This window comes from Mycobacterium colombiense CECT 3035, assembly GCF_002105755.1.
In the GTDB taxonomy this organism is placed as follows: Bacteria; Actinomycetota; Actinomycetes; order Mycobacteriales; family Mycobacteriaceae; genus Mycobacterium; species Mycobacterium colombiense.
In genome coordinates, this window is record NZ_CP020821.1 from 4,582,169 (window position 1) to 4,598,149 (window position 15,981).

Genomic DNA, 15,981 nt, shown 5'->3' on the forward strand with positions numbered 1-15,981 from the left:
GAGTGAGCTGGATACGCGGATACGTTGACCGCGCCGGCGACCAATACGCACAACCGTGCGGTACCGGTTATGGCGTCGGGCTGTGAGACAACCGCGGCGAGCGACCAGCGAATCCGAGCACGGGGGAGGCGATGACGATGCCGGGCCGGCCCGCCGACCAGCCCGGGGTTCGTCAGCTCTGCTCGGACGCGGCCGGCCTGACCGACGCGGACGCGCCGCACAGCCCGGTGCGCACCGCGGCGAACGCGGGAAAGCAACTGACCGGCGCCGTGGTCACCATCGCGCTCGTCGCGGCGATCTCGGGCATGCTCTACGGCTACGACACCGGGGTCATCTCCTGGGCTCTGTTGCAGCTCACCGAGGACTTCAACCTCACCGCGGGCTGGAAGCAGGTGATCGCCGCCAGCATCCTGCTCGGCGCCGTCGTCGGGGCGCTGACGTGCAGCTGGCTGTCGGATCGCTGCGGCCGGCGCGGCACGCTGGTGATGCTGGCGGTGGTGTTCATCATCGGCGCGCTGTGGTGCGCCGACGCGCCGGACGCCGTTGTGCTGTCGCTGGGACGGCTGGTGCTGGGCTTCGCGGTCGGCGGGGCGACGCAGACGGCCCCGATGTATGTCGCCGAGCTCTCGCCGCCGGCCTACCGGGGACGGCTGGTGCTGTGCTTCCAGATCGCCATCGGGGTGGGCCTCGTCATCGCGACCCTCGTCGGGGTCGCCGACACGACCTCGTGGCGCGGGCCGATCGGACTGGCCTGCATACCGGCAGCGATCATGCTCTGGCTGTTGCTGCGTCTACCGGAGAGTCCGCGCTGGCTGGTCAAGCAAGATGATCGAAAAGCGGCGCGCACCGTGTTGGAGCATGTCCGGCCCGAGGGTTACGACGTGGACGCCGAGCTGCAGGAAGCGATCGAACTCGCCCGCGTCGAACGCACCGCCAGCACCCGCGGCTGGCCGGGGCTGCGCGACGCCTGGGTGCGCCCGGCCCTGGTCCTGGGCTGCGGCATCGCGGTGTTCACCCAGATCAGCGGCATCGAGATGATCATCTACTATTCGCCGACCATCTTGACCGACGACGGCGTGTACAGGTCCGTGGCTTTGCAGACGTCGGTGGGTCTGGGTGCGGCGTACCTGATCGCACAGTTGGTCGGGTTGGCCATCATCGACCGGGTCGGTCGGCGCCGGCTCACCCTGATCATGGTGCCGGGCGCGGCGATCAGCCTGTTCGTGCTCGGCCTGCTCTTCGTCACCAGCGACCACCGTCACGGGGTCGTGCCCTACATCATGATCTGCCTGATCGCCTTCATGCTGTTCAACGGCGGCGGTCTGCAGTTGATGGGCTGGCTGACCGGCTCGGAGGCCTACCCGCTGGCGGTGCGACCGGCGGCCACCGCCGTGCAGTCCGCGACGCTGTGGGGAACGAACCTGCTGATCACGCTGACGATGCTGTCGCTGATCAACGCGATCGGGGTCGGGCCCTCGATGTGGCTCTACGCGCTGTTCAACGTGGCGGCGTGGATATTCGTTTTCTTCCGCATGCCCGACCTGACCGGTAGAAGCCTCGAGGAGATCGAGAACAAGTTATTCCAGGGGCAGTTCCGGCCATCGGACTTCAGGCGCTGACGAATTCGGTTGCGCGGCAGGCTATTCGGGTAACGGCGCACTTGCCCAGGTGTTCGCACCGGCTATCCCGGGCAAGCTGTCCTGATGGAGCGCGAATTGCTGACCGTGGGACACGGCGCGGCAGGACGGGAGCGACTGGCCGAGTTGCTCGCCGGGGCGGGGGTCGCGCTGCTGGTCGATGTGCGGCGATACCCGGCCAGCCGGACCAATCCGGACGTGCGGCGAGAGGCCCTGGAAGGCTGGCTGCCGCAATCGGGCATCGACTATCGGTGGGAGCCGCGCCTGGGCGGGCGCCGCCACGTCGCGGCCGGGGAACCGGAGCCGGACAGCTGGTGGACGGTGGCCGCGTTCCGGGCGTACGCCGCCTACACCCGGACGCCGGAGTTCGATGCGGCGCTGGACGAGGTGCTGGCCGATGCGGCGCGGCGCACCACGGCGGTGATGTGCAGCGAGAGCGTCTGGTGGCGCTGCCACCGGCGGCTGATCGCCGACGTGGCGATGCTCGCGCACGGGGTGCCCGTGCGGCACCTCATGCCGGACGGCCGGCTCAGTCCGCACCGCCCCGCCCAGGGTGCGCGCCGCCGCCCCGACGGCCACCTGGTCTGGGACGGCCGCGATTCAGGCACCTAGAACGTGGTGACCTTCTCGACGCTGACGAACATGCCGTGCTTGGTCTGGTCGTTGGTGAAGCGGGTGCCGTCGGCGTTGGCGATGATCGTCCAGCCCTGCGCCGCGTACGTCTTGTAGTCGATGGTGACGGTCGGGATGGCGCCGAGATTGCCCAGCACCCACTGCACCTTGCCGCCGGTGTTGATGCTGACGCCGTTGGCGTGCTCACCGTCCTGCAGCGGGGAGTTGGTGAACGGGGCCTCGCAGCCGACGGTGTCCTTGTTGATCTGGCAGCGCGTCACCCCGGACTTGGTCTCGATGAACACGTAGCCGTTCTGGTCGGGCGGCAGCGGGATGGCACCCGCCGGGTTGGTCGGGTTGCTCGGCGCGGCGGACGGGCCCGGGGCCGGCGCGGCGGTGGCCGACGGCGGCGTGGACCTGGGGGTCGGGAAAGAAGGTTCGGTGGGCCCCGCTCCGGGCGAGGCCACCGGCCGGCCCCCGATGATCGAGCTGCAGCCGGACACCAGCTCGGAACCGCCCAGCAGGGCCACGAGCAGCAGGGAGCCACCGGCCAGGCTCCGCCGCGCATTCTCCGAAAACCGCACCCGCCGCTCCCCAGACGATTCGAATAGCGGCACCCAGGTTACGCACCGGGAGGCGAAAGTCGCTGCCTGGCGCGGCCATCGATACCGAGCCGATGACCCAGGTTTATCGCCGCGTGACCGGCCCGTCGGCCCGGATCTGCCCGGGCGCTACAGCCCCAACAGCTTCTCGGCGTTGCGATGGCTGATCGCGGCCCGCTCGTCGTCGGACAGCGGCAAGCCGTCGAGGAAGGCGCGGGCGTCGACCATCGATCCGAACGGGTAATCGGCGGAGAAGGCCACCCGCTCGATTCCCACCTGCGCCACCAGGTTCGCGTACGTCGCGTGGTCGTTGAAGTTGGCGAACGTGTAGTGGAAGTTCTCCCGAAGATACGAGCTGACAGGGTGATTCAGGCCGGTCAGTTCCGGTTTCAGGGTGGCGTCGAAGCGCGGCAGCATGAACGAGGTCGCCTCGCCCATGTGCCCGATGATCATCTGCAACGACGGGTGCCGGTCGAAGACGCCGCCCAGGATCATGCGCAGCGCGTGGGTGGCGGTGTTGATGTGCCACCCCCAGCCCACCGTGGCCAGCGCGAACGTGACGGGCTCGGCGAAGCCGGCGTAGCTGGATTCGATGACGCCCGCCGGCGGGATGGTCGGGTGCAGGTAGATCGGTGCCTGCAGCTCGGCCGCGCGGGCCAGGACGGGCTCGAAGAACGGGTCGTCCAGGTAGCGGCCCGGCTGTGCCCGTTGATCACCGCGCCGGGAAACCCGAGCCCGCGCACCGCCCGCTCGAGTTCGTCGGCCGCCCGGTCGGGGGCGCTGGTGGGCACGGTGGCGAAGCCGCCAACCGATCCGGGTACCGCCGCACCGCCGCGGCGAGCTGATCGTTGCAGTCGCGGGCCAGCCGCACCGCGTCGTCCGGATCCAGCTGCTCCACCCCGGGCGCGGCCAGCGACAGCACCGCCAGGTCCACCCCGGCCTGGTCCATCGCGGCGATGCGGCCGTCGCCGAGGTCGCCGGCCGGTTCCACGATGCCGGGCCGCGACGCCAGCCAGGTGCCCGGACCGCGCAGGAATTCCGTTGTGGCGTAATGCTCTTCGAGCGCGATGACACGCATCTGGCTTACCCTTCGAGGACTCGGGTGGCCGCGTTCCAGTACGGCAGCTCGTCGCGGTTGGCGGCCAGGCGGATGGTTTTGGTGTAGCCGTATTCGGCCAGCGTCTCCTGGGCGTGCTCGCGGCCGAACCCGCTGTGGCCCACCCCGCCGAATCCGCTGCCGATGGCCACCCGCGCGTAGTTGTTGACGAAGACGGCCCCGGCGCGGATCTGCCGGCTCACCCGTAGCGCCCGGTCGCCGTCGGCGGTGAACACCGCGGCGACCAACCCGTACGGCGTGCCGTTGGCGATGCGCACGGCCTCGGCCTCGGCGCTGAACCGGATCAGGGCGACCACCGGGCCGAAGATCTCCTCCTGGGCCACCCGCATGCCCGGTGTGACGCCGGTCAGCACGGTTGGTGCGACGTAGAAGCCGCCCGCGAGGCGGGGATCCTGCGGCAGCGGCGCCTGGGCGGCGATGCGGGCGCCCTCGGCCACGCCGATGTCAAGGTATTCCAGCACCTGCTTCTGCTGCGCCCGGGTGACCAGCGGGCCCACGTCGGTGCCGGGGTCGGCGCCGTCGCCCACCCGCAGCCGGCGCACCGCGGCGCACAGCTTCTCTTCGAACTCGGCATAGATGTTGTCCTGCACCAGGATTCGTGACGCCGCGGTGCACGCCTCGCCCTGGTTGAAGAAGCCGCCGTCGATGGCGGCCAGTAGCGCGTCGCGCGGGTCGGCGTCGTCGAACACCAGCAACGGATTCTTGCCGCCCAGCTCCATCAGCGCCGGCGTCAGGTTGTCGGCCGCGGTGCGCAGCACGGCCGAACCGGTGCGTGGCGATCCGGTGAAGGAGATCTTGCCCACCAGTTGGTGCTCGGCCAGCGCTGCGCCCACCGCGCCCCCGCCCGGCACGGCGTGCACCACCGGATCGGGCAGCACGGATTGGATCAGTTCGACCAGTCGCAGCACCACTGATGGCGTCTGCTCCGGCGGTTTCAGCACGACGGCGTTGCCGACGGCCAGTGCGGGCGCGATCTTTCCGGCGGTGTGGATCGGCGGCCAGTTGAACGGCACGATGCCGGCGATCACGCCGTAGGGCTCCAGCGTGGTGACGTCGAAGACCGGGCCGTAGTCGCGCGCCTGGCTCGGCAGCACCTCGACCATCCCGGCGAAGTATTCGAAGATCCCGATCGCGGCTTCGACGTCGAAGCCGCGCGCCTGGCTGATCGGCTTGCCCATTTCCCGCGACTCCAGGGCGGCGATCTCGTCGGCGTGGGCGCGGATGACGTCGGCGATCCGCCGCAGGTAGCGGCCGCGCTCGCGGGCCGGGCGTTGCTTCCAGGTCAGGTGCGCGGCGTGCGCGGCCCGCACGGCCTGGTCGACCTGCTCGCGGCCGGAGCCTTGCACGACGGTGACGACCTGGCCGGTGGCGGGGTTCTCCACGCCGAACCTGTCGTCGGCGGACGCCGACGACCAGCGGGTGCTGATCACGGTGGGGGATGGCTGATCCATGGGCATTGCCACGGTATGCCCGGCGGCATGATCAGTACCAACGATATCTTCTGATGGTTGCCATCGCCTGCGGTGATAATCGCGGGTGTGGAGCTTCGCCATCTTGAGTACTTTCTGGCCGTCGCGGACACCCGGAGCTTCACGGCCGCGGCCAAGCGCCTGCATGTCGTGCAGTCCGGCGTGTCGGCCACCATCAAGGCGCTCGAACGCGAACTGGACACCGAGCTGTTCGTCCGGAACGCCGCCGGCGTGGCGCTGAGCCCCGCCGGCGAGGCGCTGCGGCCCCACGCGCGCGCCACCCTCGACGCCGCCCGCGCGGCCAAGGACGCGGTCGATGCCGCCCGGGGCAGCGTGCGCGGCACCGTCACGGTCGGCACGCTGACGTCGGTCAGCGTCATCGACGTGCCGACCGTGCTGGCCGAGCTGCACGCCCGCCATCCCGAAGTCGTGGTGCACCTGCGCGCGGCCAGCGCCGGGTCGGCCGGCCTGGCCGCCCAACTGCGCGACGGCGACCTCGACGTCGCCTTCCTGGTCTTCACCGGCCCGCCACCGGCCGACCTGCACACCCGGCTCATCGCCTCGGTGCCGTTGCTGCTGGTGGTGCCCGCCGAGCACCCGCTGGCCCGGCGCACGGCGGTTTCGCTGGCCGACCTGGCGGGCATGTCCTTCGTCGACGGGCCGCCGGGATACGGCAACCGCGCCGTGGTCGACAACGCGTTCGCGGCCGCGGGTGTCGAGCGGACCGTTGCGGTGGAGGTTGCCGATATCGGCACCGCGGCGACCTGCATCCGCAAGGGGCTGGGAATCGGTTTTCTGAGCTGGTCCATCCTCGAGGGCATCGACAGCTCGGGCCTGGTCAGCGTCCGGATCGCCGGGCACGACCTGCAGTGGCGGCTCTATGTCGCGACCTCGGCGACCCGGCAGGCCAGCGCGGCCACCCGGGCGCTGCTCGCGCTGATCGAGGAAGTTGCCGGCGAGGCCGCGAATATTTAGCCACCCCGGGAACAAGGCGGGACCAACCGCCGTTAACATGATCAACAAGTTGAGCGAACCACACTCAATACTGGGTTGACAGCCCACCGGCCCACGGGGCAGGCTTGAGCCTGGTTCACTCAGCATAGTGGCACCAAACAAGCTCTACATATTTCAGGAGGAATCACTATGGCTCGTGCGGTCGGTATCGACCTCGGGACCACCAACTCCGTCGTCGCAGTCCTCGAGGGCGGTGACCCGGTCGTCGTCGCCAACTCCGAGGGTTCGCGGACCACGCCGTCGATCGTTGCGTTCGCGCGCAACGGCGAGGTGCTCGTCGGCCAGCCCGCCAAGAACCAGGCGGTCACCAACGTCGACCGCACCATCCGTTCGGTCAAGCGGCACATGGGTAGCGACTGGTCCATCGAGATCGACGACAAGAAGTACACCGCTCAGGAGATCAGCGCCCGCGTGCTGATGAAGCTGAAGCGCGACGCCGAGGCTTACCTGGGTGAGGACGTCACCGACGCGGTCGTCACCGTGCCGGCGTACTTCAACGACGCCCAGCGTCAGGCGACCAAGGAGGCCGGCCAGATCGCAGGCCTGAACGTGCTGCGCATCGTCAACGAGCCGACCGCGGCCGCGCTGGCCTACGGCCTGGACAAGGGCGAGAAGGAACAGACCATCCTGGTCTTCGACCTCGGTGGCGGTACGTTCGACGTCTCGCTGCTCGAGATCGGCGAGGGTGTGGTCGAGGTCCGCGCCACCAGCGGTGACAACCACCTCGGTGGGGACGACTGGGATGACCGCGTCGTCGAGTGGCTGGTCGACAAGTTCAAGGGCACCAGCGGAATTGACCTGACCAAGGACAAGATGGCGATGCAGCGGCTGCGTGAGGCCGCCGAGAAGGCCAAGATCGAGCTCTCGAGTTCGCAGAGCACTTCGATCAACCTGCCCTACATCACCGTCGACGCGGACAAGAACCCGCTCTTCCTCGACGAGCAGCTGACCCGCGCCGAATTCCAGCGCATCACACAGGATCTGCTGGACCGCACCCGCAAGCCCTTCCAGTCGGTGATCAAGGACGCCGGTATCTCGGTGTCCGAAATCGACCACGTGGTGCTGGTGGGTGGTTCCACCCGGATGCCCGCGGTGACCGAACTGGTCAAGGAGCTCACCGGAGGCAAGGAGCCCAACAAGGGCGTCAACCCCGACGAAGTTGTAGCGGTCGGGGCGGCCCTTCAGGCTGGTGTTTTGAAGGGTGAGGTGAAAGACGTTCTGCTGCTTGACGTTACGCCGCTGAGCCTGGGTATCGAGACCAAGGGTGGCGTGATGACCAAGCTCATCGAGCGCAACACCACCATCCCCACCAAGCGGTCGGAGACCTTCACCACGGCCGACGACAACCAGCCGTCGGTGCAAATCCAGGTCTTCCAGGGTGAGCGCGAAATCGCTTCGCACAACAAGCTGCTCGGCTCCTTCGAGCTCACCGGCATCCCGCCGGCTCCGCGCGGCGTCCCGCAGATCGAGGTCACCTTCGACATCGACGCCAACGGCATCGTGCACGTCACGGCCAAGGACAAGGGCACCGGCAAGGAGAACACGATCAAAATCCAGGAGGGCTCCGGCCTGTCCAAGGAGGAGATCGACCGGATGATCAAGGACGCCGAGGCGCACGCCGAGGAGGACCGTCAGCGTCGCGAAGAGGCCGACGTCCGCAACCAGGCCGAATCGCTGGTCTACCAGACGGAGAAGTTCGTCAAGGATCAGCGCGAGGCCGAGGGCGGCTCGAAGGTCCCCGAGGACACGCTGACCAAGGTTGACGCCGCGATCGCCGAGGCCAAGACGGCTCTGGGCGGCACCGACATCACCGCGATCAAGGCGGCGATGGAGAAGCTGGGCCAGGAGTCCCAGGCGCTCGGACAGGCGATCTACGAGGCCACCCAGGCCGCCGGCGAACAGGCCGGTGGCGGTGCGGCCGGCGACGGGTCTGGCTCCGCTGACGACGTCGTGGACGCGGAGGTGGTCGACGATGACCGGGAGTCCAAGTGACGGAAGGCAACCCACAGGAACAGGTGACGGTCACCGACAAGCGGCGAATCGATCCTGAGACCGGTGAAGTACGGCAGGTCCCCCCTCCCGGCGATGCGCCGGGAGGGGCGCCGGCCGGCGAGAGCGCGGCCCAGCCCGAGGGCAAAGTCGCCGAGCTCACCGCCGATCTGCAGCGGGTGCAGGCCGACTTCGCCAACTACCGCAAGCGGGCGCTGCGTGACCAGCAGGCCGCGGCGGACCGGGCCAAGGCCGCCGTCGTCAACCAATTGCTGGGCGTGCTCGACGATCTCGACCGGGCACGCAAGCACGGCGATCTGGAATCCGGACCGCTGAAGTCGGTGGCCGACAAGCTGGAGACCGCGCTGACCGGCCTGGGGTTGACGGCGTTCGGCGAGGAAGGCGAGGACTTCGACCCGGTGCTGCACGAAGCCGTTCAGCACGAAGGCGATGGCTCCCGACCGGTGATCGGCACCGTCATGCGACAGGGCTACAAGCTGGGTGAGCAGGTGTTGCGCCACGCTCTGGTCGGCGTCGTCGACACGGTTGACGACGACGGCGACGCGGCGGCCGCCACCGGTGAGTCCGCCGCGGTGGCTGGGGAAACCGAGCCGGCCGACACGGACGATAACGCCGACACCTCCGGTGATTAAGGCACAGAATCAGGACAACAACGAGAAAGGTGTAAGGGGGTGACGCGACATGGCCCAGCGTGAATGGGTCGAAAAGGACTTCTATAAGGAGCTGGGCGTCTCCTCTGACGCCAGTCCCGAAGAGATCAAACGCGCCTACCGCAAGTTGGCGCGCGATCTGCACCCGGACGCCAACCCCGACAACCCCGCCGCCGGCGAACGATTCAAAGCGGTCTCCGAGGCGCACAACGTCTTGTCGGATCCGGCCAAGCGCAAGGAATACGACGAAACCCGAAGGCTTTTCGCCGGCGGTGGTTTCGGCGGGCGCCGGTTCGACAGCGGCGGGTTCGGCGGCTTCAACGTCGGCGGTGACGGCGCCGAGTTCAACCTCAACGATTTGTTCGATGCCGCCGGCCGAAGCGGTGGCACCAACATCGGGGACCTGTTCGGCGGCTTGTTCGGGCGCGGTTCGGGCGCCCGGCCCAGCCGGCCGCGCCGCGGCAACGACCTCGAGACCGAAACCCAGCTGGATTTCGTCGAGGCCGCCAAGGGCGTGGCGATGCCGCTGCGGCTGACCAGCCCGGCGCCGTGCACCAACTGCCATGGCAGTGGCGCGCGGCCGGGCACCAGCCCGAAGGTGTGCCCCACCTGCAACGGCTCCGGCGTGGTCAACCGCAACCAGGGTGCGTTCGGCTTCTCCGAGCCGTGCACCGATTGCCGGGGCAGCGGCTCGATCATCGAGCACCCCTGCGACGAGTGCAAGGGCACCGGCGTCACCACCCGCACCCGCACCATCAACGTGCGGATCCCGCCGGGCGTCGAGGACGGGCAGCGCATCCGGCTGCCCGGCCAGGGCGAGGCGGGGTTGCGCGGTGCGCCGTCGGGCGACCTGTACGTGACGGTGCATGTGCGCCCGGACAAGGTGTTCGGACGCGACGGCGACGACCTCACCGTGACCGTTCCGGTCAGCTTCACCGAGTTGGCCTTGGGCTCAACCATTTCGGTGCCCACGCTGGACGGCAAGGTCGGCGTCCGGGTGCCCAAGGGCACGGCCGACGGCCGCATCCTGCGGGTGCGCGGACGTGGGGTGCCCAAGCGCAGCGGCGGCAACGGGGACTTGCTGGTGACCGTAAAGGTCGCCGTGCCACCCAATGTGGAGGGCGCGGCCCAGGAGGCGCTGGAGGCGTACGCCGCCGCCGAGCGTGCCAGCGGCTTCGACCCACGGGCGGGATGGGCAGGTAATCGCTGATGGCCAAGGGCTCGAGAAACTCGAGAAATGAGGACGCCCGAACCTTTTTGATCTCGGTGGCCGCCGAGCTGGCCGGCATGCACGCGCAGACGCTGCGCACCTACGACCGACTCGGCCTGGTCAGCCCGCGCCGGACTTCCGGTGGCGGACGGCGGTATTCGGAGCACGACGTCGACCTGCTGCGAGAGGTGCAACGGCTCTCGCAGGACGAGGGGGTCAACCTCGCCGGCATCAAGCGCATCATCGAGCTGACCAATCAGGTCGAGGCGCTGCAGGCCCGGGTCAAGGAGTTGACCGAGGAGCTGGCGCAGACCCGGGCCAGCCAGCGCCGCGATGTGGCGGTGGTGCCCAAGAGCACCGCGCTGGTGGTGTGGCAGCCCCGCCGGGGCCGCTGATCACACCCGGATCGAAAACTGCGTCGCCGCCGGCTCTCCCGGTGCCGCACAGCGGTAGCCGCCCCGGCGCAGCGCGTCGGTCGGTGCGGTCATCGGCTCGAAGCACACGATCGCCTTCGCGGGCTCGTCGGCCGGCGGCGCGAAAATCTGCGCCGCCGGATAGCCCCGCTCGAAGTGCACCTCGATGCGGCGCCCGCCGCCGGACACCGCGAACACCGCACCCTCGGCCACCTGGTCATAGGCGTCGTCGAAAGCGTTGTCGCCCAGTGCCTCTTCGCGTGCCGGCTGCGGCTGGGAATCGCCCGTCGGCAGGCCCTTGCCGTCGAGGCTCAGATGCCGCAACGGCGGTGTCTCGATGATCCACTCGGCCCGCGGCGCCTCGGGGAGCTGCAGATAGGGGTGGAACCCGAAGCACAGCGGCACCGCACGGTCGCCGGTCGCGGTGACCGCGGTCCGGACCGTCAGCGCCCGGTCGGCCAGCCGCGCCGTCACCGTCAGCACGTGCGGGTACGGGAAGCTGGCCAGCAATCGGGGATCGGCCCCGAAGTCCAGTTCGGCGGTCAGCTCGTTGGCGGTCTCGGCCGTCACCCGCCACCCGGGGTAGGCGGCCAGGACGCCGTGGATGGGCAGCCCGTTGGGGTCGGCGCGCACCCCGTTTTCTCCCGGCGTCAGGGTCACGGTGACGTCCTGTGCGGTATAGGTGTTCTCGCCCAATCGATTCGCCCATGGATACAGGATCGGGATGCCCATCGTCTTGCCGTCCGAGATGTAGGCGTCCAGGCCGCGGCGCTGGCCCAGCAGTTCGACTCCGGCGTCGCGCAGCGACGTGCCGATCATGCCCGCCTCGGGGACGAACTGCGCGACAACCGGCGACGACGGATCGTGCAGGGTGACGACGTGCATGGCTACCTCCATAGCGGGTCATGCTGAATGTGTTCCGGTGGCGCGCCTTTGGCGATCAGGGCGGCCTTGGTGGCGCCGACCATCGCCGGGCCGCCGCAGACCAGGATCTGCCGATCGCCCCAGCCGCCGTACTTCGTCACCACGTCGGGAAGACGCCCGATCTGGTGCACGTGCAGGCCGCGCGGTGGGGTGACGTCGGGATAGTCTGCGGCCCAAGGGGGGTCGCTGTTGTACTCGGACACGGGCGACACCGACAGCCACGAATTGTGGGAGGCCACCTGCCACAGGGTCGGCAGATCGTAGAGTTCGCAGCGGTAGCGGGCGCCGAAGAACAGGTGTATGCGCGGGTTCACCGCGAACCGCGCCAGATCCATGATCAGCGCCCGCAGTGGCGCCAGGCCGGTGCTGCCGGCGACCATCAGCACGTCGCCGCCCTCGCGGTCGACCCGCAGGCCGCCGTGCGGGCTGGACAGCCGCCACCGGTCGCCGGTGCGGGTTTCGTTGACGATCGCGGGGCTGACCAGGCCGCCGGGAACCAGGCGGACGTGAAACTCGATCCCGCCGCCGGGGTCGGCCGGAATCGCCGGACTCAAATACCGCCAGCGGTGCGGGCATTGGGGCACGTGGACGTTGACGTACTGGCCGGGGTGGTAGTCCATCGGCTGGTCGAGCAGTAGCCGGACCACGGCCAGATCCCGCGACACCCGCAGGTGCTCGAGGACGGTGCCGTCCCACCAGGCGGGCCCCTCCTCGGCGTCCGCGGCGCCGCTCATCACCCCGGTGATCAGGTTCAGCGACTGTGTGGCCGCCTCGTCGACGGCGTCGGTCCACGCGGCGCCCAGGTGGGTTCGCAGGGTCGCCAGCAACGCGCGCCGCAGGGTGTCGTAATGGTGGGGCAGCACACCGTATTTGCGGTGATCGCGACCGAGCTGGGCCAGGAACGCCACCGGCTCCTGGGCGCGGCGCGCGACCAGCTCGCCGTACACCCAGTGCAGCGCGTGGCCGAAAGCGAGCCGCTGGGCGGCCATTTCGGGCGGGAACAGATCGCGCACCGAGCCGTCGAGGGCGAACCAATGGGTGTAGAAGCGGTGCACGAGCCCGCCGGGGTCGCCGGCGGAATCCGCCGCGCCCGGGGCGAAGGCGTCGCGCAGCACCCGCAGTGCGTCGGCGTCCTCCAGGCTCACGGGCCCCGATTCTAGGCTCGGCGCGCGTGACTCAGCCCTGTCGGACGACGTTGGCGGTCCCGACGTTGTCGACCTTCGGCGAACCCCAGTGGTAGAGAAGGACATTGCCGGTCCCCGATGCGCTGACCGCATCGGCGCTGTCGACCGCGACGCGGTTGCCGCTGCCGGAAACGCTGACGCTGGTGCAGTGCCCGGTGAGGGTGATGGCGTTCTTCTGCCCGCTCACCGACAGGTAGCCGGCGTGGCAGGGGATCGTCTTCGTCATGCCGGTCCCGCTGACCTGCAGCGTGCCGGAGTCGGGGACGGTCGTCGAGGGGTTGCCGCCGGCGAGATCGGTGTGCAACCCGACCGCGACCAGCCCCGCGAGGGCCAGTGCGGCGGCCACGGCGGCGAGCAAGAAGGTCAGGGGAACGCGGCGCGGGGTTCTGGCGGGCTCGGCGCGGGCCTGATCGGGGTGCTGCGTCGTCTGTGTCATCGGAACGGGGGTACCCCGTACACCGTATTGCCCAAAACTCGGTAGAGTTGAGCGGAACAGACTCAACCTTGACGGCGTTGAACAAGCGGACAAGCATTTTTGCCAACCTTTTGTACCCGAATGGAGCTCGTCGTGGACTCTTTCAACCCGACCACCAAGACCCAAGCGGCGCTGACTGCGGCGTTGCAGGCGGCCTCGGCCGCCGGCAACCCCGAGATCCGGCCCGCGCACCTGTTGATGGCCCTGCTGACGCAGGCGGACGGCATCGCCGCGCCGCTGCTGGAGGCCGTGGGCGTCGACCCGGCCGTCATTCGCGCCGAAACGGAGCGGGTGCTGGAGCGGCTGCCGCAGATCAGCGGCGCCAGCTCGCAACCGCAGCTGTCGCGCGAGTCGCTGGCCGCCGTCACCACCGCCCAGCAGCTGGCCACCGAGATGAACGACGAGTACGTCTCGACCGAGCACCTGCTGGTCGGCCTGGCCACCGGGGACTCCGACGTCGCCAAGCTGTTGACCGGCCACGGCGCTTCGCCCCAGGCGTTGCGCGACGGGTTCGTCAAGGTGCGCGGCAGCGGCCGGGTCACCAGCCCGGAACCGGAGGCGACCTACCAGGCGTTGGAGAAGTACTCGACCGACCTGACCGAGCGCGCCCGCGAAGGCAAGCTCGACCCGGTCATCGGGCGGGACAACGAGATTCGCCGCGTCGTGCAGGTGTTGAGCCGTCGCACCAAGAACAACCCGGTGCTGATCGGCGAGCCCGGCGTCGGCAAGACGGCGATCGTGGAGGGGCTGGCCCAGCGCATCGTGGCGGGCGACGTGCCCGAGAGCCTGCGCGACAAGACCGTCATCAGCCTGGACCTGGGATCGATGGTGGCCGGCGCGAAATACCGCGGCGAGTTCGAGGAGCGCCTCAAGGCCGTCCTCGACGACATCAAGAACTCCGCCGGGCAGATCATCACCTTCATCGACGAGCTGCACACCATCGTCGGGGCCGGCGCGACCGGCGAGGGCGCGATGGACGCCGGCAACATGATCAAGCCGATGCTGGCCCGCGGCGAGCTGCGGCTGGTCGGCGCCACCACGCTCGACGAGTACCGCAAGTACATCGAGAAGGACGCCGCGCTGGAGCGCCGCTTCCAGCAGGTGCTGGTGGGCGAGCCGTCGGTGGAGGACACCGTCGGCATCCTGCGCGGGCTGAAGGACCGCTACGAGGTGCACCACGGGGTGCGCATCACCGACTCGGCGCTGGTGGCCGCGGCGACTTTGTCCGACCGCTACATCACCGCGCGCTTCCTGCCGGACAAGGCCATCGACCTGGTCGACGAGGCCGCCAGCCGGCTGAAGATGGAGATCGACTCGCGGCCCGTCGAGATCGACGAGGTCGAGCGGCTGGTGCGCCGCCTCGAGATCGAGGAGATGGCGCTGGCCAAGGAGGAGGACGAGGCGTCCAAGGAGCGGCTGGAGAAGCTGCGCTCCGAGCTGGCCGACCAGAAGGAGAAGCTGTCCGAGCTCACCACCCGCTGGCAGAACGAGAAGAACGCCATCGACGTCGTGCGCGAACTCAAGGAACAGCTGGACACGCTGCGCGGGGAGTCCGAGCGCGCCGAGCGCGACGGTGACCTGGCCAAGGCCGCCGAGCTGCGCTACGGGCGCATCCCCGAGGTCGAGAAGAAGCTCGAGGCCGCGCTGCCGCAGGCCGAGGCCCGCGAGAACGTGATGCTCAAGGAGGAGGTCGGTCCCGACGACATCGCCGAGGTGGTCTCGGCGTGGACCGGAATCCCGGCCGGGCGGATGCTCGAGGGCGAGACGGCCAAGCTGCTGCGCATGGAAGACGAGCTTGGCAAGCGCGTCATCGGCCAGAAGCGCGCGGTGACGGCGGTCTCGGACGCCGTGCGGCGTTCCCGTGCCGGCGTCGCCGACCCCAACCGGCCGACCGGATCGTTCATGTTCCTCGGGCCGACCGGTGTCGGTAAGACCGAGCTGGCCAAGGCGCTGGCGGAGTTCCTGTTCGACGACGAGCGCGCGATGGTCCGCATCGACATGAGCGAATACGGCGAGAAGCACTCGGTGGCACGGCTCGTCGGCGCCCCGCCCGGGTACATCGGCTACGACCAGGGCGGCCAGCTGACCGAGGCGGTGCGGCGGCGTCCCTACACGGTGATCCTGTTCGACGAGATCGAAAAGGCGCACCCGGACGTGTTCGACGTGCTGCTGCAGGTGCTCGACGAGGGCCGGCTGACCGACGGGCAGGGCCGCACGGTCGACTTCCGCAACACCATCCTGATCCTGACGTCCAACCTCGGGTCGGGCGGCAGCGAGGAGCAGGTGATGGCCGCGGTGCGCTCGGCGTTCAAGCCGGAGTTCATCAACCGGCTCGACGACGTGATCATCTTCCACGGCCTGGAGCCCGGCGAACTCGTGTCGATCGTCGACATCCAGCTGGCCCAGCTGCAGAAGCGGCTGGCCCAGCGCCGCCTCACGCTGGAGGTGTCGCTGCCGGCCAAGCAATGGCTGGCGCACCGCGGGTTCGACCCGGTCTACGGCGCCCGGCCGTTGCGCCGCCTGGTGCAGCAGGCCATCGGCGACCAGCTGGCCAAGCAGTTGCTGGCCGGCGACGTGCACGACGGCGACACGGTTCCGGTGAACGTCAGCCCGGACGGCGAATCGCTGATCCTGGGCTGACCCCGGAGGGGGACCATCGATGGT

Annotated in this window: 15 protein-coding genes; 8 read left to right on the plus strand and 7 right to left on the minus strand. The window is 69.3% G+C overall.

All coding sequences use genetic code 11. The annotated features are described in order from the left end of the window. The first annotated feature begins 269 nt into the window (after nt 1–269). Together B9D87_RS21505 and B9D87_RS21510 are read left to right on the plus strand one after the other, a co-directional pair. Entirely contained in the window at nt 270–1,619 is a 1,350-nt protein-coding gene (locus B9D87_RS21505) for a sugar porter family MFS transporter (protein WP_040629569.1), read from the plus strand. Nucleotides 1,620–1,703: 84 nt separating this feature from the next. Further along, a complete protein-coding gene (locus tag B9D87_RS21510; protein WP_007768649.1) occupies nt 1,704–2,249 on the plus strand; it encodes a DUF488 domain-containing protein in 546 nt (181 codons plus the stop codon). Here B9D87_RS21510 and B9D87_RS21515 read toward each other — a convergent pair. From B9D87_RS21515 to B9D87_RS21525, 4 genes are all read right to left on the minus strand, one after another. After that, nucleotides 2,246–2,833, minus strand: coding sequence for a hypothetical protein (locus tag B9D87_RS21515; protein ID WP_007768647.1), 588 nt, complete (start codon nt 2,831–2,833; stop codon nt 2,246–2,248). The two genes, B9D87_RS21510 and B9D87_RS21515, sit on opposite strands and share 4 nt — an antisense overlap. Nucleotides 2,834–2,980: 147 nt before the next feature. Further along, a complete protein-coding gene (locus tag B9D87_RS21520; protein WP_254425570.1) occupies nt 2,981–3,664 on the minus strand; it encodes an amidohydrolase family protein in 684 nt (227 codons plus the stop codon). Next, entirely contained in the window at nt 3,564–3,929 is a 366-nt protein-coding gene (locus B9D87_RS27620; RefSeq protein ID WP_254425575.1) for a hypothetical protein, read from the minus strand. The genes B9D87_RS21520 and B9D87_RS27620 overlap by 101 nt, the downstream gene beginning before the upstream one ends. A 5-nt stretch (nt 3,930–3,934) precedes the next feature. Further along, the gene (locus B9D87_RS21525) at nt 3,935–5,419 is read right to left on the minus strand and encodes an aldehyde dehydrogenase family protein (protein ID WP_007768630.1); all 1,485 of its coding nucleotides are present in this window, start codon (nt 5,417–5,419) and stop codon (nt 3,935–3,937) included. An 87-nt stretch (nt 5,420–5,506) separates the two neighbouring features. Here B9D87_RS21525 and B9D87_RS21530 point away from each other — a divergent pair, with 87 nt between their 5' ends. From B9D87_RS21530 to B9D87_RS21550, 5 genes are all read left to right on the plus strand, one after another. Further along, entirely contained in the window at nt 5,507–6,412 is a 906-nt protein-coding gene (locus B9D87_RS21530) for a LysR family transcriptional regulator (protein WP_007768626.1), read from the plus strand. A gap of 168 nt (nt 6,413–6,580) precedes the next feature. Then, entirely contained in the window at nt 6,581–8,443 is a 1,863-nt protein-coding gene (gene dnaK / locus B9D87_RS21535; RefSeq protein WP_007768623.1) for a molecular chaperone DnaK, read from the plus strand. Beyond that, nucleotides 8,440–9,093, plus strand: a complete 654-nt coding sequence (gene grpE / locus B9D87_RS21540; protein WP_007768618.1) for a nucleotide exchange factor GrpE — start codon at nt 8,440–8,442, stop codon at nt 9,091–9,093. The genes dnaK and grpE overlap by 4 nt, the downstream gene beginning before the upstream one ends. Before the next feature lie 49 nt (nt 9,094–9,142). Further along, nucleotides 9,143–10,321, plus strand: a complete 1,179-nt coding sequence (gene dnaJ / locus B9D87_RS21545; RefSeq protein ID WP_007768613.1) for a molecular chaperone DnaJ — start codon at nt 9,143–9,145, stop codon at nt 10,319–10,321. Then, entirely contained in the window at nt 10,321–10,716 is a 396-nt protein-coding gene (locus tag B9D87_RS21550) for a heat shock protein transcriptional repressor HspR (RefSeq protein ID WP_040629363.1), read from the plus strand. Before dnaJ ends, B9D87_RS21550 begins: the two co-directional genes overlap by 1 nt. Here B9D87_RS21550 and B9D87_RS21555 read toward each other — a convergent pair whose 3' ends face one another. From B9D87_RS21555 to B9D87_RS21565, 3 genes are read right to left on the minus strand one after another with little or no spacing between them, the layout of a single operon-like run. After that, nucleotides 10,717–11,619, minus strand: a complete 903-nt coding sequence (locus tag B9D87_RS21555) for an aldose 1-epimerase (RefSeq protein ID WP_007768609.1) — start codon at nt 11,617–11,619, stop codon at nt 10,717–10,719. A 2-nt stretch (nt 11,620–11,621) separates the two neighbouring features. Then, the gene (locus B9D87_RS21560; RefSeq protein WP_007768602.1) at nt 11,622–12,803 is read right to left on the minus strand and encodes an FAD-binding oxidoreductase; all 1,182 of its coding nucleotides are present in this window, start codon (nt 12,801–12,803) and stop codon (nt 11,622–11,624) included. Between the two features lie 31 nt (nt 12,804–12,834). After that, entirely contained in the window at nt 12,835–13,278 is a 444-nt protein-coding gene (locus B9D87_RS21565) for a DUF3060 domain-containing protein (protein ID WP_007768598.1), read from the minus strand. Nucleotides 13,279–13,410: 132 nt separating this feature from the next. Here B9D87_RS21565 and clpB point away from each other — a divergent pair, with 132 nt between their 5' ends. After that, nucleotides 13,411–15,957, plus strand: coding sequence for an ATP-dependent chaperone ClpB (gene clpB, locus B9D87_RS21575; RefSeq protein WP_007768594.1), 2,547 nt, complete (start codon nt 13,411–13,413; stop codon nt 15,955–15,957). Nucleotides 15,958–15,981: the final 24 nt, after the last annotated feature.

Excerpts from the sequence above, each read along its gene's own strand:
- dnaK (WP_007768623.1), top strand. The coding sequence starts at position 6,581 with ATGGCTCGTGCGGTCGGTATCGACCTCGGGACCACCAACTCCGTCGTC.
- B9D87_RS21525 (WP_007768630.1), bottom strand. The coding sequence starts at position 5,419 with ATGGATCAGCCATCCCCCACCGTGATCAGCACCCGCTGGTCGTCGGCG.
- dnaJ (WP_007768613.1), top strand. The coding sequence starts at position 9,143 with ATGGCCCAGCGTGAATGGGTCGAAAAGGACTTCTATAAGGAGCTGGGC.
- B9D87_RS21555 (WP_007768609.1), bottom strand. The coding sequence starts at position 11,619 with ATGCACGTCGTCACCCTGCACGATCCGTCGTCGCCGGTTGTCGCGCAG.
- B9D87_RS21565 (WP_007768598.1), bottom strand. The coding sequence starts at position 13,278 with ATGACACAGACGACGCAGCACCCCGATCAGGCCCGCGCCGAGCCCGCC.
- B9D87_RS21550 (WP_040629363.1), top strand. The coding sequence starts at position 10,321 with ATGGCCAAGGGCTCGAGAAACTCGAGAAATGAGGACGCCCGAACCTTT.
- B9D87_RS21510 (WP_007768649.1), top strand. The coding sequence starts at position 1,704 with ATGGAGCGCGAATTGCTGACCGTGGGACACGGCGCGGCAGGACGGGAG.
- B9D87_RS27620 (WP_254425575.1), bottom strand. The coding sequence starts at position 3,929 with ATGCGTGTCATCGCGCTCGAAGAGCATTACGCCACAACGGAATTCCTG.